17 protein-coding genes are annotated in these 24,707 nt (G+C 72.1%); 4 read left to right on the top strand and 13 right to left on the bottom strand.

Features of this window, described 5'->3' with window-relative positions:
- Positions 1 to 29: 29 nt before the first annotated feature.
- The 7 genes from HNR16_RS12280 to HNR16_RS12310 form a co-directional block, all read right to left on the bottom strand.
- Entirely contained in the window at positions 30 to 863 is an 834-nt protein-coding gene (locus HNR16_RS12280; protein ID WP_179558238.1) for a CAP domain-containing protein, read from the bottom strand.
- A gap of 473 nt (positions 864 to 1,336) precedes the next feature.
- On the bottom strand, positions 1,337 to 3,394 hold the full coding sequence (locus HNR16_RS12285; RefSeq protein WP_158039956.1) for an ABC transporter ATP-binding protein: 2,058 nt from the start codon (positions 3,392 to 3,394) through the stop codon (positions 1,337 to 1,339).
- Complete coding sequence (locus HNR16_RS12290; protein ID WP_158039955.1) at positions 3,394 to 5,124, bottom strand: ABC transporter ATP-binding protein; 1,731 nt, start codon at positions 5,122 to 5,124, stop codon at positions 3,394 to 3,396. Before HNR16_RS12290 ends, HNR16_RS12285 begins: the two co-directional genes overlap by 1 nt.
- A 216-nt stretch (positions 5,125 to 5,340) precedes the next feature.
- Positions 5,341 to 5,958: a TetR/AcrR family transcriptional regulator gene (locus HNR16_RS12295; RefSeq protein ID WP_158039954.1), complete on the bottom strand. Its 618-nt coding sequence runs from the start codon at positions 5,956 to 5,958 to the stop codon at positions 5,341 to 5,343.
- A gap of 168 nt (positions 5,959 to 6,126) precedes the next feature.
- On the bottom strand, positions 6,127 to 7,149 hold the full coding sequence (locus HNR16_RS12300; RefSeq protein ID WP_158039953.1) for a ribonuclease H family protein: 1,023 nt from the start codon (positions 7,147 to 7,149) through the stop codon (positions 6,127 to 6,129).
- Between the two features lie 223 nt (positions 7,150 to 7,372).
- Complete coding sequence (hrpB, locus tag HNR16_RS12305; RefSeq protein WP_158039952.1) at positions 7,373 to 10,030, bottom strand: ATP-dependent helicase HrpB; 2,658 nt, start codon at positions 10,028 to 10,030, stop codon at positions 7,373 to 7,375.
- Positions 10,031 to 10,259: 229 nt separating this feature from the next.
- Positions 10,260 to 11,489, bottom strand: a complete 1,230-nt coding sequence (locus tag HNR16_RS12310; RefSeq protein WP_179558239.1) for a multidrug effflux MFS transporter — start codon at positions 11,487 to 11,489, stop codon at positions 10,260 to 10,262.
- Between the two features lie 128 nt (positions 11,490 to 11,617).
- Here HNR16_RS12310 and HNR16_RS12315 point away from each other — a divergent pair, with 128 nt between their 5' ends.
- Positions 11,618 to 13,399 carry an acetyl/propionyl/methylcrotonyl-CoA carboxylase subunit alpha gene (locus HNR16_RS12315; protein ID WP_158039950.1) on the top strand — a complete coding sequence of 594 codons (1,782 nt, stop codon included), beginning with the start codon at positions 11,618 to 11,620 and terminating at the stop codon, positions 13,397 to 13,399.
- 460 nt (positions 13,400 to 13,859) lie between these two features.
- Here the strand turns inward: HNR16_RS12315 and HNR16_RS12320 are convergent, their stop codons facing one another.
- Both HNR16_RS12320 and HNR16_RS12325 read right to left on the bottom strand, forming a co-directional pair.
- Positions 13,860 to 14,123, bottom strand: a complete 264-nt coding sequence (locus HNR16_RS12320) for a hypothetical protein (RefSeq protein WP_158039949.1) — start codon at positions 14,121 to 14,123, stop codon at positions 13,860 to 13,862.
- Positions 14,124 to 14,323: 200 nt separating this feature from the next.
- Positions 14,324 to 15,766 carry an NAD(P)H-quinone dehydrogenase gene (locus HNR16_RS12325; protein WP_158039948.1) on the bottom strand — a complete coding sequence of 481 codons (1,443 nt, stop codon included), beginning with the start codon at positions 15,764 to 15,766 and terminating at the stop codon, positions 14,324 to 14,326.
- 107 nt (positions 15,767 to 15,873) lie between these two features.
- On the opposite strand from HNR16_RS12325, the gene HNR16_RS12330 reads away from it, so the two are divergent.
- Together HNR16_RS12330 and HNR16_RS12335 are read left to right on the top strand one after the other, a co-directional pair.
- Positions 15,874 to 16,707, top strand: coding sequence for a purine-nucleoside phosphorylase (locus HNR16_RS12330; protein ID WP_158039947.1), 834 nt, complete (start codon positions 15,874 to 15,876; stop codon positions 16,705 to 16,707).
- Entirely contained in the window at positions 16,704 to 18,443 is a 1,740-nt protein-coding gene (locus HNR16_RS12335) for a phospho-sugar mutase (protein ID WP_158039946.1), read from the top strand. The genes HNR16_RS12330 and HNR16_RS12335 overlap by 4 nt, the downstream gene beginning before the upstream one ends.
- A gap of 310 nt (positions 18,444 to 18,753) precedes the next feature.
- Here HNR16_RS12335 and HNR16_RS12340 read toward each other — a convergent pair whose 3' ends face one another.
- A complete protein-coding gene (locus HNR16_RS12340; protein WP_158039945.1) occupies positions 18,754 to 19,260 on the bottom strand; it encodes a PTS sugar transporter subunit IIA in 507 nt (168 codons plus the stop codon).
- Positions 19,257 to 20,390, bottom strand: coding sequence for an adenosine deaminase (locus HNR16_RS12345; RefSeq protein WP_158039944.1), 1,134 nt, complete (start codon positions 20,388 to 20,390; stop codon positions 19,257 to 19,259). Before HNR16_RS12345 ends, HNR16_RS12340 begins: the two co-directional genes overlap by 4 nt.
- A 318-nt stretch (positions 20,391 to 20,708) precedes the next feature.
- On the opposite strand from HNR16_RS12345, the gene HNR16_RS12350 reads away from it, so the two are divergent.
- On the top strand, positions 20,709 to 21,980 hold the full coding sequence (locus HNR16_RS12350) for an MFS transporter (RefSeq protein WP_158039943.1): 1,272 nt from the start codon (positions 20,709 to 20,711) through the stop codon (positions 21,978 to 21,980).
- Positions 21,981 to 22,205: 225 nt separating this feature from the next.
- On the opposite strand, the gene HNR16_RS17895 is transcribed toward HNR16_RS12350, so the two are convergent.
- Entirely contained in the window at positions 22,206 to 23,075 is an 870-nt protein-coding gene (locus tag HNR16_RS17895; RefSeq protein WP_218868443.1) for a helix-turn-helix transcriptional regulator, read from the bottom strand.
- Between the two features lie 191 nt (positions 23,076 to 23,266).
- Positions 23,267 to 24,574 (bottom strand): thymidine phosphorylase, encoded by a 1,308-nt coding sequence (locus HNR16_RS12360; RefSeq protein WP_158039942.1) that lies wholly within the window; start codon positions 24,572 to 24,574, stop codon positions 23,267 to 23,269.
- Positions 24,575 to 24,707: the final 133 nt, after the last annotated feature.

The raw sequence follows: 24,707 nt of genomic DNA on the forward strand, positions 1-24,707 counted from the left end.
TCGGCTCGGTCGCTCGGTCGCTCAGGCGCTCAGGCGCTCCGGCGGCGGCGTTGCACGACGAACAGCGCACCGGCTCCGAGGAGCAGCGCGAGCGACGCGCCCACGGCCAGGAGGGTGAAGTTGCTCGTGCCCGTGTCGGCGAGCCCGCCCGAGCTACCGGGGGGCGTCGCGGCCTCGGTCGTCGTCGCGGTGGGCGTGACCGCCTCCGCGACGGCCTCGGACGTGGCGGTCGGCGTCTCGGCGCTCGGCGTGGCCGTCGTCTCGGCGGTCTCCGCGTCGGTGGTCGCGGTGTCCGGCGTCGTGGCCTCGGTCTCGGCGGGCGTCGACTCGGCCGACGTGGACGCCGTGTCCTCGGTCGGCGTGGCGTCGACCGGTGTCGCGCCGAGGGCATCGGTGATCTCGTCGTACTTCGCGAAGACCTCGACGGCGTAGACGGTCCCGGCGGCCGACGTGGCCCAGCCCACGCCCATGACGTTGAAGTCCGGGTTCATGAGGTTCCGGTAGTGCCCCTCGGACCGCACCCACATGTCGTGGAAGACCTGCGGCGAAGTACCGCCGGACGCGACGTTCTCGGCGACGCCGGACCAGCCCGCCGGAACCTGCTCGGCGTAGCTCGGGTTGTGGGAGATGCCGCCGCCCTCGGCGGCGAGGTGCTCCGCCCAGTCCTGCGCGACGGCCTGCAACGCGTCGCTGTGCTGCACGGGGCCCGCTCCCGCACCGGCACGCTCGGTGTTCGTGAGTTCGATGATCTCGCGGGCCTCGTCCGTCGGCGCCGCGTGTGCGATCGTGGCGGGCGCGAGCACGACGGCCACCACACCCAGCACGAGGGCGACGAGCGCTCCCCAGACGATCTTGGCCGGCATCGGGCGGTTTCCGTTCGACGGACGCGCTCCGGTGGCGAATGCGAGTGGCATACGGTTCCTCTGCGTGTTGCGGGGGCACTGCGTCGGTGATGGTTCCGTGGTCCCTCGCCCGGCCCCCGCCGGCGACGTCGCACCCACCGATCACACCTGCGGATCGCCACCCCCCGTGTCGCCCGGGCGTGATCGGTCCGTCCACACTAGGTCACGATTCGGCATCAACGCACCCCTTTCGTGACCACTCTGTGATGTTTTCGTGACCTGAATCACGGACCACGCTCACCAGGAACTGCTGATCGAGGCGCGCTTCCGCGCACATCCGGCATTCCGCGGATCACGACGAACGTCCCGGCCGTCACACGTCACCCCGATCCCGTCCCGGGCGTGTCGACGACGGACGCGGCGCCGGCTCGCTCGACCGATCGGTCGAGCGAGCCGGCGCCGCGTCCAGGACACCGATGCGACGCGGCGCGCGATCACATTCCCATACCGCCCGCAGGCGCCCCCTGGCCCGCGGCGGTGTCGGCCGCGTGCGGCTGCTCGTCCGAGATCTCGACGGCCGCGTCCTCGAACTGCGAGTTGTACAGGCGCGCGTACGCGCCGCCACGAGCGAGCAGCTCGTCGTGCGTCCCCTGCTCCACGATCGACCCGGCCTCCATCACGAGGATCAGGTCGGCATCCCGGATGGTCGACAGACGGTGCGCGATGACGAAACTCGTCCGCCCCTCGCGCAGCGCGTTCATCGCCTGCTGCAGGAGCAGCTCGGTCCGCGTGTCCACCGAGCTCGTCGCCTCGTCGAGGATGAGGACGGCGGGGTCGGACACGAACGCGCGAGCGATCGTGATGAGCTGCTTCTCGCCGGCCGACACGTTCGAGGCGTCCTCGTCGAGCACGGTGTCGTACCCGTCGGGCAGCGAGTGCACGAAGCGATCCACATACGTGGCGCGCGCCGCCTCGAGGATCTCCTCCTCCGTCGCGTCGTCCCGCCCGTAGCGGATGTTGTCGCGGATCGTGCCCTGGAACAGCCACGGGTCCTGCAGGACCATGCCCGTGCGAGCGCGCACGTCCCGCCGACGCAGGTCGGCGATGCGCTGCCCGTCGAGCAGGATGGCACCGCCGTCCAGCTCGTAGAACCGCATGATGAGATTGACGAGCGTCGTCTTCCCCGCGCCCGTCGGTCCGACGATCGCGACGGTCTGCCCCGGCGCGACCTCGAAGTTCAGGCCCGAGATGAGCGGCGTCTCCGGATCGTACGAGAACGTGACGTCTCGGAACGCGATCGTGCCGTCACCGTCGACCGGTGCGGGAGCGTCCGGCGAGTCGGGCTCCTCCTCGTCGGCCTCGAGCAACTCGAACACGCGCTCCGCCGACGCGGTCGCGGACTGCACGACCGTCGCCATGCCACCGAGCTGCGCGAGCGGCTGGGTGAACTGCTGCGTGTACTGGATGAACGCCTGCACGTCACCGAGTCGCAGATTGCCGCTCGCGACCATGAGGCCACCGACGACCGCGACACCGACGTACTGGATGTTCCCGATGAACATCATCGCGGGCATCATGATGCCCGACAGGAACTGGGCCTTGAAGCTCGCCCGGTACAGCTCCTCGTTCTCCTCGCCGAACTTCTCGCGCGACTCCTGCTCCTTGCCGAACACGCGAACGAGCGCGTGGCCGGAGAACGACTCCTCGACGCGGGCGTTGAGCTTGCCCGTCTGCTTCCACTGATTCGCGAAGCTGCGCTGCGAACGAGGCCCGATGACCCCGAAGATGACACCCATGAGCGGGAGCGAGACGAGCGCGACGAGCGCGAGCTGCCACGAGATCGAGAACATCATGACGAGCACGCCGATGACCGTGAGCAGGCTCGTGACGGCACTCGAGAGCGATTGCTGCAGCGCCTGGTTGATGTTGTCGATGTCGTTCGTCACGCGACTGAGCAGTTCGCCGCGCTGCACGCGATCGAAGTAGCTGAGCGGCAGCCGGTGGATCTTCTCCTCGACGCGCTTGCGGAGCGTGTAGAGCGCCTTCACCATGATGTCGTTCATGAGGTAGCCCTGGAGCCACATGAGGAACTCGGCACCGACGTAGAGGCCGAGGACGATGAGCAGGATCGCGCCGAGACGCTCGAAGTCGACGCCCTGGCCGGGCGTGATCTGCATCGCCTCGACCATGTTCGCGAAGTCCGTCTGGCCCTGCTGTTGCAGGCCCTGGACGACCTGCTCCTTCGAGACACCCGCGGGGAGCTGGCTCGACACGACGCCCTCGAACAGGACGTTCGTCCCCTCACCGAGCACCTTCGGGGTCGCGACCTGCAGCACGACGCCGATCGCGCCGAGGATCGTCACGATGATGAGCGTGATCTTGTAGGGCGCGAGGATGAGCAGGAGCTTCTTGAAGCTCGGCCAGAACTGCTTGGGCTTGCCCTGCTGTTCGGAGCCCATCATGCCCGCATCGAGGCGGGCGCGTTCGGCCCGCTCGTACTCCTCGGCCTCCTCGGCCGTCATGCCTGCGGTGGCACTCGTCGACTCGGTCATCAGTTCGCCTCCACACCGAGCTGGGACTCCACGATCTCGCGGTAGGTCTCGCAGCTCTCGAGCAGTTCGTCGTGGGTTCCGATGCCGACCGCGATGCCGTCCTCCAGGACGACGATGCGGTCGGCGTCGATGATCGTCGAGATGCGCTGGGCGACGACGATCTTGGTGACCTCCGGCAGCTGCGCCCACAGGGCGTGGCGGAGCGCCTGGTCGGTCGTGAGGTCGAGCGCCGAGAACGAGTCGTCGAACACGAGGATCTCGGGCTCGCGGATGATCGCTCGCGCGATCGCGAGGCGCTGTCGCTGCCCGCCCGAGACGTTCGTGCCGCCCTGGGCGATGCGCGAGCCGAGCCCGCCCTCGCGTGCCTCGACGAAGTCCTTCGCCTGCGCGATCTCGAGCGCACGCCACATCTGGTCCTCGGTGGCGTCCTCGTTGCCGAATCGGAGGTTCGACTCGACGGTGCCCGAGAAGAGGAAGGGACGCTGCGGCACGAGCCCGATGCGCTGCCAGAGGAGCTCGGGGTCGGCCTGGTCGACCTCGACGCCGTCGACGAGCACGCTGCCCGTCGTGGCGTCGAACAGGCGCGGGATGAGGCCGACGAGCGTCGTCTTGCCCGCGCCGGTCGAGCCGACGATCGCGACGGTCTCGCCGCGCTCGGCGCGGAAGCTCACGTCGCGCAGCACGGGGTGCTCGGCGCCGGGGTACGTGAAGCCGGCCTCGCGCAGCTCGACGGTGCCGCGCTCGGGGAATTCCGTGACGGGCTTCGCCGGGCGCGTGAGCGACGTGTCGGTCGCGAGGACCTCCGAGATGCGCTCGGCACAGACCGCGGCGCGCGGGATCATGATCGTCATGAAGCTCGCCATGACGACGCCCATGAGGATCTGCATGACGTAGGTCATGAAGGCGAACAGCGTGCCGATCTGCACCGATCCCTCGCTCACCTGGATGCCGCCGAACCAGACGACCCCGACGACGGTTACGTTGAGGATGAGCATCGCGAGCGGGAACATGAGCACGAACAGCTCACCGACCTTGCGGCCCACGAGCGTAAGGTCGGCGTTCGCCGTCTCGAAGCGCGCGCGCTCGATGTCCTCCCGCACGAATGCACGCACGACGCGGATGCCCGTCAGCTGCTCGCGCAGCACGCGGTTCACGTTGTCGAGCTTGAGCTGGTAGCTGCGGAACAGCGGCAGCATGCGGGCCACGATGAAGCCGACGACGACGAGCATGAGCGGCGCCGAGACGAGGATGAGCCAGCTCAGGCCGACGTCCTGCTGGAGCGCCATGATGATGCCGCCGATCGCGAGCATGGGCGCCGAGACGAGCATCGTGCAGCCCATCATGATGAGCATCTGCACCTGTTGCACGTCGTTCGTGTTGCGGGTGATGAGCGAGCCGGGGCCGAACTGCGAGACCTCGCGCTCCGAGAACTCGCTGACGCGCGCGAACACGCCCGCACGGATGTCGCGTCCGGCCTGCATCGCCGCGCGTCCCGCGAAGTACGTCGCGATGACGGAGCCCGCGATCTGTCCGAACGAGACGAGCAGCATGATGCCGCCGTGCGTCCAGATATAGGGGATGTCGGCGTTCTGCACGCCCTTGTCGATGATGTCGGCGTTGAGGCGCGGCAGGGTGAGCGCCGCGAGCGCCTGCAGGAACTGGAAGACGAGCACGCCCACGAGCTGCGGCCAGTACGGGCGCAGATAGCGGACGAGGAGTCGCACGAGCATGAGCTCTCCTTGCTGAGGACGGGATACGAGGTCGACGGAGCGTCGATCGGACCGGTGGGCGTCGGTCCGGCGCGCTCGGCGTCGGGATCGGTTCGGGACGGCGGAATTCGGGCGCGACGACGGGCGACGCGGACGGGGCGGACCCCGACGGGTGGGATGGACCGGTCGATCGAATGGTCGGGTCGAACGATGCGGGCAGGATGATCGGGACGGCGGCTAGGGAAGCGTAGTCGGCACCGCGGACAGCAACTGTCCGGGATCGGTTGCCGGGTTGGGCTGACCGACGATGCCGTGGAGCAGCAGCGGTGCGATGTCGTCGGGCTTGATGAACGCCTCACCGCGCCCCCAGTTCGAGGACGCCGCGAACGCGAGCGTCCGCAGCGCCTCGGCCGCGGACGACGGCGGCACCCGGAGCTCCTCGCGGAACGGCTCGAACTGGGTCTCGAGCGCGGCGTGGAGGGCGACGAGCTTCTCCTCCATGTCGTTCTGCGGCGCGCGGGCCGCGAGCGGCCCGAGCACGACGAAGAGCCGGAAGACCCGCACGAAGCGATCGACGAGGAGTGCCGACGCGATCGTGACGAGATCCTCGAGCGAGCTCGGCCGGATGGCCGTGATGTCGTCGCTCGAGAGCCGCTCGCCCGTCTCGCGTTCGAGGAGCGCGATGAGCAGCGAGTCCTTGTCGCCGAAGGCGCGGAACACCGTGCCCTCCGCGACACCGGCAGCCTCGGCGAGTTGCTTGGACGTGACGTCGCTGCCGCATTCGAGCACGACGGGCAGCACCGCGTCGAGGATCTGGCTGCGACGTTCGTCACCGCTGAGCCGTGCTCTGGTCATACCGGAACGCTAACTGAGTGAGCACTCACTCCGCAACTGAGGACGACCTCACCCAGCGAACACCCACCGACCCGGCCGCGACACTGCCCAGCACCGCATTCCGGGTGGTTTTCGGGGTTCCGGGGCACCCGGAACCCCGAAAACCACCCGGAACTCGCGGGACCACGGTCAGCGGATCGGCGTGAGTTGGCGGAACCGGAGCCGCCACGCGCCGTCGCCCGGGCCGAGCGTGTCGAAGGTCCACAGCGAGCTCGTCGCGACACGGCCCGCGCGCCACTCGGCCTCACCGACGACGAGCACGGTCGACGGGCCGATCTCGTGCGCCGTCACGCCATCGGGACGCAGGCGCACCGCCGCGGCGACCGCGTCGTCGCGCGTCCGCGTCGCGCCGTCGGCACCGATGAACGCGAAATCGGGGTGCGCGAGCTCCTCGAGCGCGGCGCGGCCGACCTCGAGGCTCCGGCGCTCGTGGTCGACGACCTCGTGGTCACCTCCGGCCGCCTCGTCACCGTCGTCGCCGAGTTCGAAGAGCGCGGCGACGTCGTCGTCGACCTCGTCCACGACGAGCCGCGGCGCGCCCCGCTGCTCGGACCGGCCTGGGGCCGACGCGCTCGTCGCGGCCACGGGGTCGCTCCGGTCCGCGCGTCCCCGGTCCGCGACACCGCCCGCCGACCCGACGGCGCGTCCCGAGGACGACGCGCGTCCGGCGTCGGCCGCGTCGCCGACACGCCGACCGAAGCCGGGGCCCGTATCGGGCGCCCGCTTCTCGGCGAAGGCCGTCGCCGCGGCCCGCGCGCGATCGTCCGCGGCCTCGTTCTCCGCATGGCCGGCGTGTCCCTTGACCCACTCGAACGTCACGTCACGGCCGTCGAGCGCCGCGTCGAGGCGCTTCATGAGCTCGAGATTCAGCACGGGCTTGCCGTCGCGCTTCTTCCACCCGTTGCGCTTCCACCCCCGGATCCACTTCGTGCACGAGTCGATGACGTACTTGGAATCGCACAGGATGCGCAGCGGCTCCTCGAATCCCGCGGTCGCGTCGAGCAGCTCGGCGACGGCCGTCAGCTCGCCGATGTTGTTCGTGCCCGTCGGGAACCCGCCGGCGCGCCACGTCTCATCGTCCACGTACCAGGCCCATCCGGTGGGCCCTGGGTTTCCGAGCGAGGAGCCGTCTGCGGCCGCGGTGATCGTCATGCTCCCATCCAATCAGCCCGGTCCGAGCGTGCCGGGCGCGGCGGCGTCCTCGGCGATTCGCGGTGGCACGGCCACCTGGACCGTCGACCGTCGACCGTCCCCGACCCTCGTGGCCCGGCGCCCGCCGGACGTCGCCGGCCACCCGTCATCCGTCGTCCGGCGCCGGCTGCCCTTCCCTTCGACTGTGCGACGGGCGCACTCGGGTCACCGAGCGACGACGCACTCAGGCGTCCCGGTTCGCGCCCCTCGTCGTCCGCCGCGTCGGCGTCGCCGCCCACGGGTCCTCGGGCCAGGGGTGCTTCGGGTACCGCCCACGCATCTCGGCACGGACCTGCGCGTAGGGCCCCGACCAGAACGAGGCGAGATCGTCCGTCACCGCGACGGGACGGCCCGCGGGCGAGAGGAGGTGGAACAGGACGGGGACGCGGCCCGCGACGAGCCTGGGCGTCTGCGCCCAGCCGAAGCACTCCTGGAGCTTGACGGCGACGACCGGGCGGCCGTCCGGATCGTCGACGGACGGGTAGTCGATGCGCACGTGTGAGCCGCTCGGCACCGCGAGGCGCTCGGGAACGAGCTCGTCGAGTCGGGCGGCCGCGGGCCACGGAAGCAGGCGCCGGAGCGGGTCGGCGAGGTCGATGCGGGATGCCGGGACGCCGCTCGTGAGGCGGCCGATCTCGGGGGCGAGCCACCCGTCGAGACGCGCGCGGAGCGCCTCCTCCCCCACATCCGGCCACGGGTCGCCGAGTTCGCGGTGCAGGAGGCCGAGCCGGCGGCGGAGCGCGTCGGCCGCGGCCGACCACCCGATGACGTCGAGTCCGCTCGACGCGAGTGCGGCCTCGACCGCCGCCCGTTCGTCGGCGCCCCCGCTCGCGGTGACCGGGGTCGACGAGCGCAGGATCGCCCCGATGCGCTCCTCGCGCCGCACCGTGACGCGGCCGCCCTCGAAGGACGCCGCGACGACCGTCGCACGGAGGGGCTCGGCGGCGCGCACCGCGGTCGCCTCGTCGAGCCACGCCGCACTCCGGACGACCGCCCCCGTTCCCGACGCCACCCGCCCCTGCGCCCGGGCCGCCTCGGCGACCGCGAGCCACGGGGCGCCGTCCAGCGGCCCGCCGGGCGGGAGTGCCGCCCGCGTGCCCGAGGCGAGGAGGTACACCGACGCGTCGCGGTCGACGAGCCGGGCGACGCGGTCCGGGTACGCGAGCGCGACGACGAGGCCGACGTCGGTGCGCTCGGCGGTCGTCGCCGTGCGACGGTCGGCCGAGGGCCCGGGTGGTTCCGGCGCGGTCCCGGTACGGTCAGCCGTGTGCCAGCGCGCGATGCGTTCGAGTCGCTCGACGTCGGCCCGCCAGCGCGCCTCGTCGGGATGGCGCCCCGCGCGCAGTGCACGGAGGGTCGTCGTCAGGTCGCCACCGTCGGCGCGCACGTCGCCGCCGACGAGCGCCGTGACCTCGGCGGCCTCGCGCGCCCCGACCGGCCCTGCCCCGACGACGAGGGCACGACCGAGCCGCGGGTCGGCGGGGATGCGGGCGAGTTCATGCCCTGTGCCGGTCGCCCGTCCCGCGTCGTCGACGGCCCCGAGTGCTTGCAGTACCGCGAGCGCGTCCGACATCGCGAGCGCCGGCGGCGCATCCGGGAGTGACAGGCCGACGCCCCCGGGCGCGCCCCAGCAGGCGAGCAGGAGCGCCGCCTCGACGAGATCCGCCGACGCGATCTCCGGTGTCGGGTGCGCCGGTGCCGCCGCGAACGTGCGCTCGTCGAAGCAGCGCACGACGACGCCCGGACCCTGGCGAGCCGCACGGCCCGCGCGTTGCTCGCTCGAGGCCCGCGAGGCGGAGCGCGACACGAGCCCCGTCATGCCCCGCACGGAATCGCGCCGGGGGACGCGCGCGAGCCCCGAGTCGACGACGAGCCGCACGCCGGGCACCGTGAGCGAGGACTCGGCGACCGCCGTGCTCACGACGATGCGCGGCGGATCGTGCTCGGAACGACCGGCGATCGCGCGATCCTGTTGCGCGGTGGGCGCGCGACCGTGGAGTTCGAGCACCTCGGCGCCACGCACGGTGCGACGGAGCCGTTCCGCGACGAGTCGGACCTCGCGGGCCCCGGGCACGAACACGAGCGCATCGGCATCGGGATGCCGCCGCCGCAGCTCGGTGAACGTGCTCGCGGTCTCGTCGGCGACGTGGTCGAGGAAGCCGCGGACGACGCCGCGTTCGTCGAGCCGCGGGCCGTCCCCCGGTCGCCACCGCACCTCGAGCGGGAAGGGCTGCGCGGGCGAGTCGACGAGCGGCGCGGGCGTTCCGTCGGCCGCGGGGAGCAGCTCCGCGAACCGCTGCGCGTCGACCGTCGCGGACATCGCGACGACGACGAGGTCGTCGCGCAATTGCCGGACCTCGCCCAGGAGACCGACGAGCAGATCCGTGTCGAGCGAGCGCTCGTGCACCTCGTCGAGCACGACGGCGGCGACGCCGTCGAGGCCCGGGTCGTCGAGCACGCGGCGCAGGAGGACGCCGGGCGTGACGAACTCGATCTGCGCGCCGCGGTCGATCCGGCGGTCGCCGCGCACCGTGTAGCCCGCCCGGGCGCCGAGCGGTGAGCCGTCGAGCGACGCGAGGCGGCGGGCGGCGGCACGCACAGCGACCCGGCGCGGCTGGGTGACGACGACGCGCCCCGTGCTGCCGCGTCCGGCGACGAGGTTCGTGACGAGCGGCGGCACGAGGGTCGTCTTCCCCGACCCCGGCGGCGCCTGGACGACCGCCGCCGGCGCGCCGCTCGAGTGTTCGATCGCGTCGCGCAGCGCGTCGAGCGCACCCGCGAACGGCAACCCCGAGCCGATGCGCCCGAGCTCGAAGGGTGCGCGCGCTCGCTCGTGGACCATGCGCCGAGTCTTCCAGGTCGGCGCACGGAGAGCCCGGACGCGACGCGATCGGCGTCCCCGTTCGGGCCGGGCGCGGTACCCGGCAGCGGACGACGTCCGCGAGCCCGGGCGACACGAGCGGCCGACGAGCGCGTCGGGCGCGACGTGCCGCGGGTAGCACGAGCGACCGGTGACCAGCGGCCGCGTGAGGCGCGACGTCCCCCGGGCGACGCTCGCGATCGACGGCGGCTCAGGCGCGACGCGGCGTGCTCGGTCCCTCCCGGACGAGGAGTGCGACGAGCGCGAACGCGAGGACGCCGCACGCGAGCATCGTCGTGGCCATGACCGCCGCGTTTGCGCCGCCGAGCGCGGCGAGCGGGGGCACGATCGCGCCGACGAGGAACTGCGACGTCCCGATGAGCGCCGCCGCGGTACCTGCCCCGGACGCGTGGTCCTGGAGCGCGAGCGACGGCAGGTTCGGCGCGAGGAACCCCTGCATCCCCACGACGCCGAGGAGCGGCACGAGCACGGCGACGAGTCCGAGGCCGAACCACGTGCCGACGAGCATCGCGCACGAGCCGACGCCCCCCACCGCGAGCGCGCCGAGCACGATGCGCTTGAGCGTCGTGCGCCCCACGAAGAACACGTTCACCTGGCTGCAGGCGACGATCATGACCGAGTTCACGGCGAACAGCGCGGCGAACGCCACCTCGGAGAGGCCGAACTGGTTCTGCAGCACGAGCGCGCTCATGGAGATGTAGGAGAAAAGGACGCACTGCGCGAGTCCCGCGGCGAGCACCATGCCCATGAAGCGCACGTCGCCGAGGAGCCCGCCGATGCGGCGTGCGAGCGCGCGGAGTCCGCCGGCCGAACGCCGCTCGGGCGCGAGCGTGTCGGGAACCGTCGACCACGCGAGCACGAACAGCGCGGCGCCGATGCCGGAGAGCGTGACGAACAGGCCACGCCAATCCGTCCACACGAGCAGTGCGCCACCGAGCAGCGGCGCGAGGACGGGCGCGAGGCCCGTGACGATCATGAGGCGCGAGAAGATCCGCGCCATGCCGGCACCGTCGGCGAGGTCGCGCACGATCGCACGCGAGACCACGATCCCCGCGGCACCCGCGAACCCCTGCACGGCGCGGGCGACGAGCAGCACGACGACGTCGCCCGCGAACGCACACACGAGGGAGGCGATCGTGAAGCCCGCGACCCCGACGAGGATCGGAACGCGCCTGCCGATGCGGTCGCTCATGGGCCCCGCGACGAGCTGCCCGATCGCGAGACCGACCATGCAGGCCGACATGGTGAGCTGCGCGAGCGTGTCCCCGATCGCGAGATCGGCGGCGAGGACGGGGAGCCCCGGGAGGTAGAGGTCCATCGAGAGGGGCCCGAACGCCCCGAGTGCCCCGAGGGCGACGAGCAGGAGAGCGCTCGGCCCGCCGTCCGCGCGTCGCCCGTCGGCGTCCGTGCGATCGGTCATCCTGTCAGCGTATCCCTGCGTCCGGCCACAACCGAACGCCGTCATCCGCGGTTCCGACAAGTGAAGCCCCACAACATTGTGCACCCCCGCTAATTGGATGACGTACAAGTCCCATAGGCTGATGGACTATGGCCCGAATCCAGAAGCTGCTGATCGCCAACAGGGGCGAGATCGCCGTCCGAATCGTCCGAGCCGCTCGGGACGCGGGCATCGCCTCCGTCGCCGTGTACGCCGATCAGGACCGTGACGCCTCCCACGTCCGCCTCGCCGACGAGGCATACGCGCTGCGCGGCACGACGAGCGCCGACACCTACCTCGTCGTCGACAAGCTCCTCTCCGTCGCCCGCCGGGCCGGCGCGGACGCCGTGCACCCCGGGTACGGCTTCCTCGCCGAGAACGCCGACTTCGCCCGAGCCGTCATCGCCGCCGGCCTCACGTGGATCGGCCCCTCGCCGGAGGCCATCGAGGCGCTCGGCGACAAGGTCACCGCGCGCCACGTCGCCGAGAAGGTCGGTGCTCCCCTCGCGCCCGGGACGCTCGAGCCCGTCTCCGGTCCCGACGAGGTGCTCGCGTTCGCCGACGAGTTCGGCCTGCCCGTCGCGATCAAGGCCGCGTTCGGCGGCGGCGGGCGCGGCCTCAAGGTCGCGCGCACGCGCGACGAGATCCCCGAACTGTTCGAGTCGGCGACCCGCGAGGCCGTCACGGCGTTCGGTCGCGGCGAGTGCTTCGTCGAGAAGTACCTCAACCGCCCGCGCCACGTCGAGACCCAGTGCCTCGCCGACGCGCACGGCAACGTCGTCGTCGTCTCGACGCGCGACTGCTCGCTGCAGCGCCGCCACCAGAAGCTCGTCGAGGAGGCGCCCGCGCCGTACCTCACGCCCGAGCAGAACGCGGAGCTCTACCGGGCCTCGAAGGCGATCCTGCGCGAGGTCGGGTACGTCGGCGCCGGGACGTGCGAGTTCCTGCTCGCGTCCGACGGCACGGTCGCGTTCCTCGAGGTCAACACGCGCCTCCAGGTCGAGCACCCCGTCTCGGAGGAGGTCACGGGCCTCGACCTCGTGCGCGAGCAGTTCCGCATCGCCGAGGGCGAGGTGCTCGGCTACGACGACCCCGAGCCGCGCGGCCACTCGTTCGAGTTCCGCATCAACGGTGAGGACCCGGGCCGGGGCTTCGTCCCCTCCCCCGGCACGATCACGCTCTTCAAGCCGTGCGGCGGCCCCGGTGTGCGCATCGACTCCGGCGTGCGCACGGGCGACGTCGTCTCTGGCGCGTTCGACTCGCTCCTCGCGAAGGTCATCGTGACGGGCACGACGCGCGAGGAGGCGCTCGAGCGTGCCCGCCGCGCGCTCGACGACTTCGAGGTCGCGGGCATCCCGACGGTCCTCCCCTTCCACCGCGACGTCGTGCGACAGCCGGCGTTCACGGCCGAGGACGGTCACTTCGGCGTGTTCACGCGCTGGATCGAGACCGACTACGTCAACACGCTCGAGCCCTGGAACGGCGAGTCCGAGGACGCACCGCAGCCGGGCGGTCGACGCAGCGTCGTCGTCGAGGTGAACGACAAGCGCATCGAGGTGTCGCTGCCCGAGCGCATGCTCGTCGGCGCGGGCATCCAGCACGGCGGCCTCGGTCGCACGATGGCGGGGCACGCGCCGCGTCGTCGCACGCCCGGTTCGGTCGAGACGGCGGGTGCGGGCACGGTGACCGCCCCCATGCAGGCGACGATCGTGAAGTTCGCCGTCGAGGAGGGGCAGAAGGTCGTCAAGGGCGATCTGCTCGTCGTGCTCGAGGCGATGAAGATGGAGCAGCCGATCGCGTCACAGCGCGACGGCGTCGTGCGCAGCATCCACGGTGCACCGGGTGAGACGGTTCCGAGCGGGACGCCGCTGCTCGAGATCGCCGACGAGTAGACCCGACCGCACACGAGCGAGGCCCCTCCGCGGAGGGGCCTCGCTCGTGTGCGCCGCGTTCGCGCGCACCTCGTTCGGGCACGTGGCGTCGTCCGATCACGCCGCGTGCGCGCACACGCGATCATGCACACCCGAACACGCGCGCCGCGCGCCCCGTTCGTATGCGCCGCTCTCGCGAGTACCGTTCGCGCCCCAGCGCCCCGTTGGTACGCGCCGCCTCAACGTGCGCCCCGTTCGCGTGCGCCACACGCCCCATTCGTACGCGCCGTTTTCGTGCGCGCCATTTTATGCGTCCGCGTTTCGTGCGCCCACGTTTCGTACGCGCCACGTTCGACCCACCGCGCGGCGCGCCGGCCGATGGAGCAGGTGCGGCCGAGTCGAGCTCCCTGCCGATGACGCGCGAGCCGCACACCGGCAGACGGCGACGCGAGGTCACTCGACGCCGACGCGACCCCGTGCGTCAGTGCGCGCTGGTGGCGTCCGTCGCGGTTCGCGTCGCTGCCGGGTCGGGCGCGTCGTCCCACGGGACGGGCGTCGACGCGTAGGCCGCGAACTCGGCCGGCTCGCGACCGATCCAGCTCGCCTGCCGCCCGCACCACGCGAGCGCCCTCGCGAGGTGCACGCCGATCGTGCGCTGCGGACGCAGTTCGTGCCGGCGCGATCCGCCGACCCGCCGGGCGGACCAGGACACCGCGTTCTGTCGGGGTGACGCCTGTGCGGTCATCGTTCGTCTCGCTTCCGTCGTGGTTGGCTCGACGATACGAAGCTCACCCGAGGACGAACAGACCCGATCGAAACACGTCGTCACAGAGTGACGTCACACGACGCGAACGCCCGCGTTCCGGGTGGTTTTCGGGCTTCCGGGTGCCCCGGAACCCCGAAAACCGCCCGGAACTCGCTCGCGTTCGCGAGCGCTCGGGGTGGTCAGTCGTTCGTGACGTCCGGGCGGTGCATCGCGCGCGCCGCGTCCGTGATCGAGCTCGACAGGCTCGGGTACACGGCCCACGCGCGCGCGAACTGATCGACCGTGAGTCGCTGCTCGATCGCGATCGAGAGCGGCAGGATGAGCTCCGACGCCTTCGGCGACACGATGACGCCGCCGATGATGATGCCCTGGTCCTTGCCCGCGATGAGCTTCACGAACCCGTCACGCACGTTCTGCATCTTCGCTCGCGGGTTCTGCGAGAGCGGCAGCTTGTGGATGCGCCCGTCGCGCTCGCCGTCCTCGATCGAGTGCGCCTGCCAGCCGACCGTCGCGATCTCGGGGTACGTGAAGATATTCGACGCGACGTTGCGCAGATTGATCGGCCGCACCTCGTCGCCGAGCGCGTGGAACACGGCCGTGCGCCCCTGCACCGACGCGACCGATGCGAGCGGCAGGAACGCCGTGCAGTCGCCCGCCGCATAGATGTTCGGTACCGAGGTGCGCGCGACCTTGTTCACGCGGATGTGCCCCGAATCGGTCAGCTCGACGCCGACGCTGTCGAGTCCGATGTTCTGCGTATTCGGGATCGAACCGACCGCGATGAGCACGTGCGAGCCACGCACCTCGCGACCGTCCGAGAGCGTCACGACGACCTCGTCCCCCTCGCGCACGGCCGACTCGGCGCGCGATTTCGAGAGCACGGTCATGCCGTTGCGCTTGAACACCTTCTCGATCACGTCGGCCGCGTCCGCGTCCTCGCCGGGCAGCACGCGGTCGCGGCTCGAGACGAGCGTCACCTTCGTGCCGAGCGCCGTGTAGGCCGACGCGAACTCGGCACCCGTGACACCCGATCCGACGACGATGAGGTGGCTCGGCATCTCGGTCAGGTTGTAGAGCTGCGTCCACGTCAGGATGCGCTCGCCGTCGGGCTTCGCGGTCTCGAGCGTGCGCGGCCGCGCCCCGACCGCGACGACGGCGGTGTCGTACTCGACCCGGTCGAAGTCCTGCCCCTTCGGGCCCGTGCGCACACCGACCGCACCGGGACCGTCGAAGTAGCCCTCGCCCTGCACGACCTTGACGCCCGCGTCGACGAGCGCGTTGCGCATGTCGTCGGACTGGTTGCCCGCGAGCCGCAGCAGACGCTGGTTGAGCTTCGTGAGGTTGACGGCGACCTCGGGCCGCAGCGCCTTGCCGTCCTTGCCGCGGGCGAAGAACTGCACGCCGAGTTCGCCGGACTCGCGGATGGCGGTCGCGGCCTCGGCGGTCGCGATGAGGGTCTTGGAGGGGACGACGTCGGTGAGGACGGCGGCCCCACCGACACCCGTGCGCTCGATGAGCGTGACGTCGGCGCCGAGCTGCGCACCGGCGAGGGCGGACTCGTATCCGCCCGGACCGCCGCCCAGGACGACGATGCGGTGCTTTCGATCGAAGGTGGTGACCATGGCGAACAGTTTGCCAGCCTCGGGCGACCGGTTCGTGCGGCCCCGCCCACGCGGGATCAGACCGGGGCGTGAAGCGCCCGGGATGCCCGCTCGCCTACAGTGGCCACATGACCACGAAGTCCATCAATCCACTGGACGACCCGGGGATCGACCCGGTCGCCGTCGCCCGCGAAGCAGCGGATGCGATCGCCACCGCGACGGGCGTCGAGCGCCACGACATCGCGCTCACGCTCGGCTCCGGCTGGGGCCGGGCAGCCGATCTGATCGGCGAGACCGTCGCGACGGTCCCCGCGAGCGACATCCCCGGATTCTCGAAGCCCGCGCTCGCCGGGCACACGGGCACGATCCGCTCGATCCGCCTGCCGAGCGGTGCGCACGCGCTCGTCATCGGCGCCCGTACCCACTACTACGAGGGGCACGGCGTGCGCCGCGTCGTGCACTCCGTCCGTACGGCCGCGGCGACGGGCGCGACGACGATGATCCTCACGAACGGGGCGGGCGGCGTGCGCCCCGAGTGGGCTCCGGGCACGCCCGTGCTCATCTCGGACCACATCAACCTGACGGCCGACTCCCCGCTCGAGGGCGCGACGTTCATCGATCTCACCGATCTGTACTCGGCGCGGCTCCGCGGCATCGCGCGCGAGGTGCGCGAGCTCGACGAGGGCGTGTACGTGCAGTTCCGCGGCCCGAACTACGAGACGCCCGCCGAGGTGCGCATGGCGCGGACGATCGGCGGCGACATCGTCGGCATGTCGACCGCGCTCGAGGCGATCGCCGCCCGCGAGGCGGGCATGGAGGTGCTCGGCCTCTCGCTCATCACGAACGCTGCGGCCGGCGTCTCGGACCAGCCGCTCAGCCACGAAGAGGTCATCGAGGCGGGTCGGGCGGCCGAGGCCGAACTCGGCGCGCTCCTCGGTGAGATCGTGACGAGGATCCGATGAGCGGCGAGGAGCGCATCACGCGACCTCTGCAGATCGCGCTGCGCTACGGGGCCGAATCGTGGATGGACCAGGACCCGGACGCCGCGACGCGCGCCGAGATGGGCGACCTCCTCCGCCGTGCCGGTGAGCTGTGCGAGGCGAGCGAGTGGATCGGCACCGAGGACACGAGCGACCGGGCGGACGCGTGGCGGGCCCTCGAGGACCGCTTCCGCGCCCGACTCGCGTTCGGAACGGCGGGCCTGCGGGGCGAGCTCGGCGCGGGACCGAACCGCATGAACCGGGTCCTCGTCGCACAGGCGGCGCGCGGCTTCGCCGACTACCTGCTCGCACGCGAGGCCGAGCCGACGATCGTCGTCGGCTACGACGCACGCATCAACTCGGACGTGTTCGCGCGCGACACGGCCGAGATCATGCAGGCGGCGGGCGTGCGCGCGACGCTCCTGCCTCGACGGCTCCCCACGCCCGTCCTCGCGTTCGCGGTCCGACACCTCGGCGCGTCGGCCGGCGTCATGGTCACCGCATCCCACAACCCGAAGCGCGACAACGGGTACAAGGTGTATCTCGGGGGCGAGGACGGCGGCTCGCAGATCGTCGCGCCCGCCGATGCCGAGATCGCGCAGGCGATCCTCGACGTCGCGAACGGGCGCAAACTCCACGACATCCCCCGTGCCCAGGACTACGAGATCGGTGACGAGTCGATCGTCGACGCCTACGTCGACGCGACGGCCGCCGCGTTCCGGGGACGCCCCGGCCCGCTGAACTGGGTGTACACGCCCATGCACGGCGTCGGCCTCGAGACCTTCGAGCGCGTCCTCGATCGCATCGGGGTACCGAAGCCAGCGGTCGTCCGTGCACAGGCCGACCCCGACGGAGCGTTCCCGACGCTCGACTTCCCGAACCCGGAGGAGCCCGGCGCGCTCGACCTCGCGTTCGCGGCCGCCGACACCGCGTCGGCCGAACTGATCATCGCGCACGACCCCGACGCAGACCGGCTCGCGGTCGCGATCCCGACGGCCGGCGGCTGGCGCGCGTTCGGCGGCAACGACATCGGCAAGCTCCTCGGCTGGCGCGCCGCGCAGCACGTGCAGGAGGCGGGGACGACGGGCACGCTCGCGACGTCGCTCGTGTCCTCCCCCGCGCTGGAGGCGGTCGCGACGGCGTACGGCCTCGACTACGCCGAGACCCCGACGGGGTTCAAGTGGATCTCGCGTGCGCCGGGCATCGTGTTCGGCTACGAGGAGGCGCTCGGCTATCTCGTCGACCCCGACAAGGTGCACGACAAGGACGGCCTGTCGGCGGCCGTCGCGATCCTCGAACTCGCGATCGGACTCGCCGCAGAGAACCGCACGCTCGCCGACCTCGACGCCGATTTCGCGGACCGCTTCGGGACGTTCGCCTCGCGTCAGGTGTCGAACCGCTTCGCGGAGGTGAGCGAGATCCCCCGCATCATGGCCGCGCTGCGCGCCGCGCTCCCGACCGAGATCGGCGGGGTCCGGGTCGCGGGTGTCGACGACTTCGCGGACGGCTTCGGGGACATCCCGCCGAGCGACATCCTGCGGCTGCGACTCGAGGACGGGACGCGCATCATGGTGCGCCCGAGCGGCACGGAGCCGAAGATCAAGGTCTACATCGACGCGCAGGCCGGCGGCGACGACGCGGCCGCACGCGAGCGAACGGCGAACCGGGCGGCGGACGGCGCGGCGGACGCGATGCGGGAGCTGCTCGCCGGCATCTGAGCCGGGCGCGCGTCGACGGGCGGTGTGCCGATCGGGCACGCCGCCCGTCGCACGTCGCGCGTCGCGGGGGCGCGCACGCGCACGCGCGCACCGGACGATGCACGACACGTCCGAGGCATCGGTCCCGTGCACGCGTGTGCACACGTCGGCCAGGCATCGCGCGGATGATCGTTCGCACCCGCGCGCCTCGGTCCCCGCCCCAGGATCCGGATCCGGGTCGAGCCTCCAGCGGTCCGCGTCGTCGGTCGCACCGGTCCCGCCCGGCCGCGCGCACCGCACCGCCCGCGAGGCGGACGCGCGTCCGCGCGAGCTACGCGGTGTGGGGCGCGTCGGGTGCGTCGACGGCGATGCCCGCCTCGGCGAGCCGCTCGGCGACACCGCGCGCGAGCGCGTCCGCGTCCGTCGCCGACAGCAGGGCGTCGATCGTGCCGTCGCTGTCGAGCAGGCGCGCGATCGCCGCGATGATCGTCACGTGCTCGTCGGGACGGCGCACCGCGATGCCGACGACCGCGCGCACGGGGTCGAAGCGCCGGTGACCGAAGTCGACGCCGTCCGGGAACGTCAGGATGACGGCACCGTTGTGACGGACGTCGGAGCCCGGCTTCGCGTGCACGAGCGCCACGCCGGGCGCGACGACCATGTACGGCCCGTACGTCTCGATGACCTCGAGCATGCGGCGCGTGTACCCCGCCGTCGTCGCCCCGCGTGAGACGAGCAGCGCGCCCGCCTGATCGACCGCGTCGCGCCAGCTCCGCGCCTCGAGCCCGAGACGGACGTCCCCCGGCCCGAACGCGAGTTCGACCGACGACGCGTTCATCGACCCGCCTCGTCGAACCCGTCGATGACGAGGTCGGTCAGCTCCTCTCGATCCTCGACCGGGAGGAACGCGGCCTCGGCCGCGTTCAACTGGAAGGTCTCGAGGTCCTCGAGGTCGTAGTCGAACGCGTCGGCGAGGCGTGCGAGTTCGCGCGTGATGGTCGTCGCGCTCATGAGCCGATTGTCCGTGTTGACCGTGACCGTGAACCCGAGCTGGTAGAGCAGGTCGAAGGGGTGGTCCTCGATCTCGTCGCCCCACGCCTCGATCGCACCGGTCTGCAGGTTCGACGACGGACTCAGCTCGAGCGCGATCCGGCGGTCCTTCACCCACTGCGCGAGCGCGCCGAGCACGACCTCGGTGCCGTCCTCACCGCGCTCACCGATCTCGATGTCCTCGGCGATACGCACGCCGTGCCCGAGACGGAGCGCCCGTGCGTCGAGCAGCGCGCCTCGGATCGAGTCGAGGCCGTCCGCCTCGCCCGCGTGCACGGTCGCGGGGAACCACGCACCGGCGAGCAGATCGAACGCCGGCTGCAGGAGCGACGGCGGGAATCCCGCCTCGGGGCCCGCGATGTCGAAGCCCACGACGCCACGGTCGCGGTGCCGGAGCGCGAGCTCGGCGATCTCGCGCCCGTCGCCGGCGTGACGCATCGCGCTCACGAGCTGTCCGACGCGGACGGGGCGACGGCCCGCGTGACGCACGTCGTCGATGCCCTGCTCGATGCCCTCCTGCACGGCCTCGACGGCCTCGTCGAGCGAGAGCCCGCGCGCGAGGTGCTGCTCGGGCGCCCAGCGCACCTCGCCGTACACGACGCCGTCAGCGCCGAGATCGTTGACGAAGTCCCGCGCGACGCGACGCAGGCCCTGCCTCGTCTGCATGACGGCGGTCGTCACGTCGAAGGTCTTGAGGTACTCGACGAGCGAGCCCGAGTCGGACTGGTCCGCGAACCAGGCCGCGAGTTCGGGCGCGTCGGTGCTCGGCAGTTCGATGCCGATCTCGTCGGCGAGTTCGATGATCGTCTGGGGGCGCAGGCCGCCGTCCAGGTGGTCGTGCAACGACACCTTGGGCAGCGACGCGATGTCGGTGCCGTCGGGCAGGACGTGCTCGTCCCCGACATCGTGGTTGGACATGCATACTCCCTCGGACGCTCACGGACACGGCGCCGCCGCGCGGCGCCGTCGACAAGCGTAGCGAATCCCCGTCACACGAGCCCGGGCCACACCGCCCCGCCCGGCGATGCATCGGCGCCAGGTCGTGGCGAGGGCTGCGGGGTCCGGGCTGCGAGCTGCGGATGCGGGGACAGCTCGCGCACGAGCGCCGCGCGTTCCGTCGTGGCCGGCCGGCGCTGTCGCTCGGCCGGGGGGCGCCCGCGAGGCGCGCGACGATCGGTCGCCACGTCCGGACGCACGGTCGTGTTCCCTGAACGGCCGCGGATCATGCTGTGGAGCATGTCCTCGAAAACCGATTCCGTGCCCGTCGTCCACGCCGCATCGCACGACGCACCGACCGCTCGCTCGCACCGCGCGGGCGGCCTCGCCTGGCCGGGCCTCATCGTCATGATGGCGACGAGCTTCGCGCTCGTGACCGCCGAATTCCTCCCGAGCGGCATCCTCACCCCCATGGCCGAGAGTCTCGGCGTCACCCCGGGTCAGGCCGGGCAGACGGTGACGGTCACCGCGATCGTCGGGTTCGTCGTCGCCCCGACGATCGCGTCGCTCGTGCCGCGCCTCGACCGACGGACCCTGCTCGTGTGGCTCGCCGTGATCGCGGCGATCTCGAACCTCGGCGTCGCGCTCGCCCCGAACCTCCCCGTCATGCTCGCCTCGCGGGTCCTGCTCGGGGCCGCGCTGAGCGGCTTCTGGGCGATGACCCTCACGATCGCCGCGACCCTGGCGTCGCCCGAGCGGCTCGGTCGTGCCATGTCGATCGTGACCCTCGGGACGTCGGTCGCGACCGTCGCGGGCGTCCCGATCGCCGTCGTGATCTCGACGTTCGCCGATTGGCGCGTCGTGTTCTTCGGCGCGGCCGCCGTCACGCTCGTCGTCGCGGTCGCCCTCCGATTCGTGCTCCCGCCGGTGCCCGCCGCGGCGGGCACCGGCATGCGGCAACTGTTCGAGACGCTCCGCCGACCGGGCATCGGTCTCGGGCTGACGGGGCACGTCCTCACGGTGCTCGGGCAGCTCGCCGCGTACACGTTCCTCCGCGTCGCCCTCGAGCGCGTCGACGGGCTCGACGCCGCGGGGGTGGCCGTCCTCCTCGTCGTATACGGCGTCGGCGGGTTCGCGGGGAACCTCCTCATCGGGGCGCTCGTCGACCGGCACCTGCGGGTCCTGGCGTTCGGCGTCCCGGCGGCCCTCGCGCTCGCCATCCTCGCGGTCGGGCTGCTCGCCGGGACGCTCCCGGCCGTCATCGCGGGCGTGCTCGTGTGGGGCATGGGCTTCGGCGGCTGGCTCGTCGTCGTGAACACGTGGCTCGGCCACGTCGTGCCGGATCGCCTGGAAGCGGGCGGCGGGCTCGTCGTCGCGGGGTTCCAGCTCGCGATCACGCTCGGCGCGGCGGTCGGCGGCATCCTCATCGACATCGCCGGCGTGCCGGTGACGTTCACGATCGCGGCGATCGTGCTCGCGCTCGGCTCGGTGCTGTTCGGACTCGCGAATCGTCGGGTCGGCCTCACGGACGACGCGAAGCCCCTCGACGCCCCCGGGACGCGCGCGGCCTGACGGGGACTCCGGGGATCGGGGCGGGAATACGGCGCGGCGGCGCTCGCGTCCCCGCCCTCGTCCTCGTCCGGACGGTCCCCCACGCCGCCCGACTGCGACGAGCGACTCGACCTCGCATCGACCGACCGCCCGACGGGCGAGCCGGCAACGGAAGCCGACGGACGGGCGCCCCGGGGCACGCAGGCGGGCACCGCGCGCTCCGGCACGACGCCGTCGACGGTCGGATCAGACGGACGCCACGGTCGTGCGCTCACGCCGCCATGCGGAGGGCGCTAAGCCGACGTGTCGCCGGAAGGCGCGGCTGAACCCGGCCTCGGACTCGTAGCCGAGCAGTGCCGCGGTCTCCGCGACGCTCAGTTCGCCGCGTTCGAGGTGTCCCATGGCGGCCGCCATGCGCACCTCGGCGAGGTAGTTCGCGGGTGATCGACCGACGGTGGCGCGGAATCGCTCGGCGAACACGGAGCGGGACATCGTCGCGACCGTGGCGAGCGCCCCGACCGTCCAGGCGCGGCCTGGTTCGTCGTGGATCGCGTCGAGCGCGAGTGCCACGTACGGATCGTGTGTGCGGACGAGCCAGTCGTCGGGCGCGCAGCCGCGCTGCACCCAGGCGCGCAGTGCCACCGCGACGATCGTCGTCGCGATGTGCGCGCAGACGCTCGAGTCCCCGACGCGAGCGCGGCCCGATCCGTCCTCGACCGCGCCCATCGACGCGGCGAGCCCGGCGATCGCGGGTTCCTCGCTCGCGAAGTCGCGCAGGACGAGCAGGTCGGGGAACGTGCGCACGTGCGGTTCCGCGCCGGGCGTCGGCGTGAGCGAGGTCACGATGACCTCCGCCGGCCCGTCACCGATCGCGCGCAGCGCGCCGAGGCGGCAACTGCTCGCGACCGCGAGGTCGCCCGCATCGAGTCGCTCGCTGCACGTCGTGCCCGAGAGCGACGTCCCGATGCTCCCCGCGGCGACGTACACGACGAGCGTCTCACCCACGCGGAGGAGCAGCCGCCGTCCGGCGTCGAGGCGGTGACGGGTCGAGGTCTCGACGCGCCAGTCGAGCGAGCCGAGCAGTCGCTCGAGCGCAGCGCGATCGTTCGCTTCCATGTGGAACACAACCGAGGAACACGGCCACACATTCCACCGCCGCCCGGTCGCCGCGCGCCGACCCACGCCGGCGCCCGGGCGGCCCCCGAGTTCCGGGCGAAAATCGGGGTTCCGGGGCACCCGGAACCCCGAAAACCACCCGGAACTCGTCTGGAGTGAGACGCGGCGCGGGGCGGGGGCGGGGCTGGGCGTCAGGGGTTGACGGTGCCTGCGATGAGGGGACCGCCCGTTCGGGGCTCGGTGCCCGCGTCGGCGATCTCGTACGCGCCGTCGAGCGCGTCGAGAGCGCGCGCGAAGCGCGCCGCGTCCTCGGCGTGCAGCGTGAACAGCGGCTGCCCGGCACGCACCGCGTCGCCCGGCTTCGCGTGCAGGTCGATCCCCGCCGAGTGGATCACGGGATCCTGCTTGCGCGCACGACCCGCGCCGAGTCGCCACGCCGCGACGCCGAACGGCAGCGCACGCTGCTCGACGAGCACCCCGTCGCGCTCGGCCGTCACCGTGTGCGTCTCGGGTGCGACGGGCAGCGGCGCGTCGGGGTCACCACCCTGCGCGCGGATCGCGGCACGCCACGTGTCCATGGCCCGGCCCGAGGCGAGCGCGCCCTCGACGTCGGCGTCCGGCTGACCCGCGAGGCGCAGCATCTCGCGCGCCAGCTCGACCGTCAGCTCGACGACGTCGGCCGGGCCACCGCCCGCGAGCACCTCGACCGACTCGCGAACCTCGTTCGCATTGCCGATCGTGAAGCCGAGCGGCACGTTCATGTTCGTGAGCAGCGCGCTCGTCCGCACCCCGGCGTCCTCGCCGAGCCGCACCATCGTCTCGGCCAGTGCGCGGGATCGATCGATGTCGCCCATGAACGAACCGTCGCCGAACTTCACGTCGAGCACGAGCGAGTCGGTCCCCTCCGCGATCTTCTTCGACATGATGCTCGACGCGATGAGCGGGATGCACTCGACCGTGCCCGTCACGTCACGCAGCGCGTAGAGCTTCTTGTCGGCGGGCGCGAGCTCGGCACCCGCGGCGCACACGACGCCGCCGACCGTGCGCAACTGCTCGCGCAGCTCCGCGTTCGTCAGCTCCGCACGCCAACCGGGGATCGACTCGAGCTTGTCGAGCGTGCCGCCGGTGTGCCCGAGGCCACGCCCCGAGAGCTGCGGAACGGCGACGCCGAACGACGCGACGAGCGGCATGAGCGGGAGTGTGATCTTGTCGCCCACGCCACCCGTCGAATGCTTGTCGACCGTGGGCTTGCCGAGCCCCTCGAACGACATGCGCTCCCCCGACGCGATCATCGCGAGCGTCAGATCGGCGATCTCGCGCGGCGCCATACCGTTGAGGAAGATCGCCATCGCGAGTGCGGCCATCTGTTCGTCGCCGACGAAGCCCGTCGCGTAGCGCGACACGAGCCAGTCGATCTCGGGTGTCGAGAGCTCACCGCCGTCGCGCTTGGTTCGGATGAGGTCGACGACGTCGAACGCCTCGGGTGCGGTGTCGGTCATGTCGCGTCCTTTCGTGGCCGCGGACGGTTCGTGCGCCCGGGCCGGTCGGTTCGGCGGATGGTGGGAACGGGTGCGGTCGGCCGCGCGGCGTGCGGCGTGTCCCCGGCCGGTCCGGCCGGCCGACGTGCTCGCC

The sequence above is a fragment of the Pseudoclavibacter chungangensis genome (assembly GCF_013410545.1).
Classification (GTDB): Bacteria; Actinomycetota; Actinomycetes; order Actinomycetales; family Microbacteriaceae; genus Pseudoclavibacter; species Pseudoclavibacter chungangensis.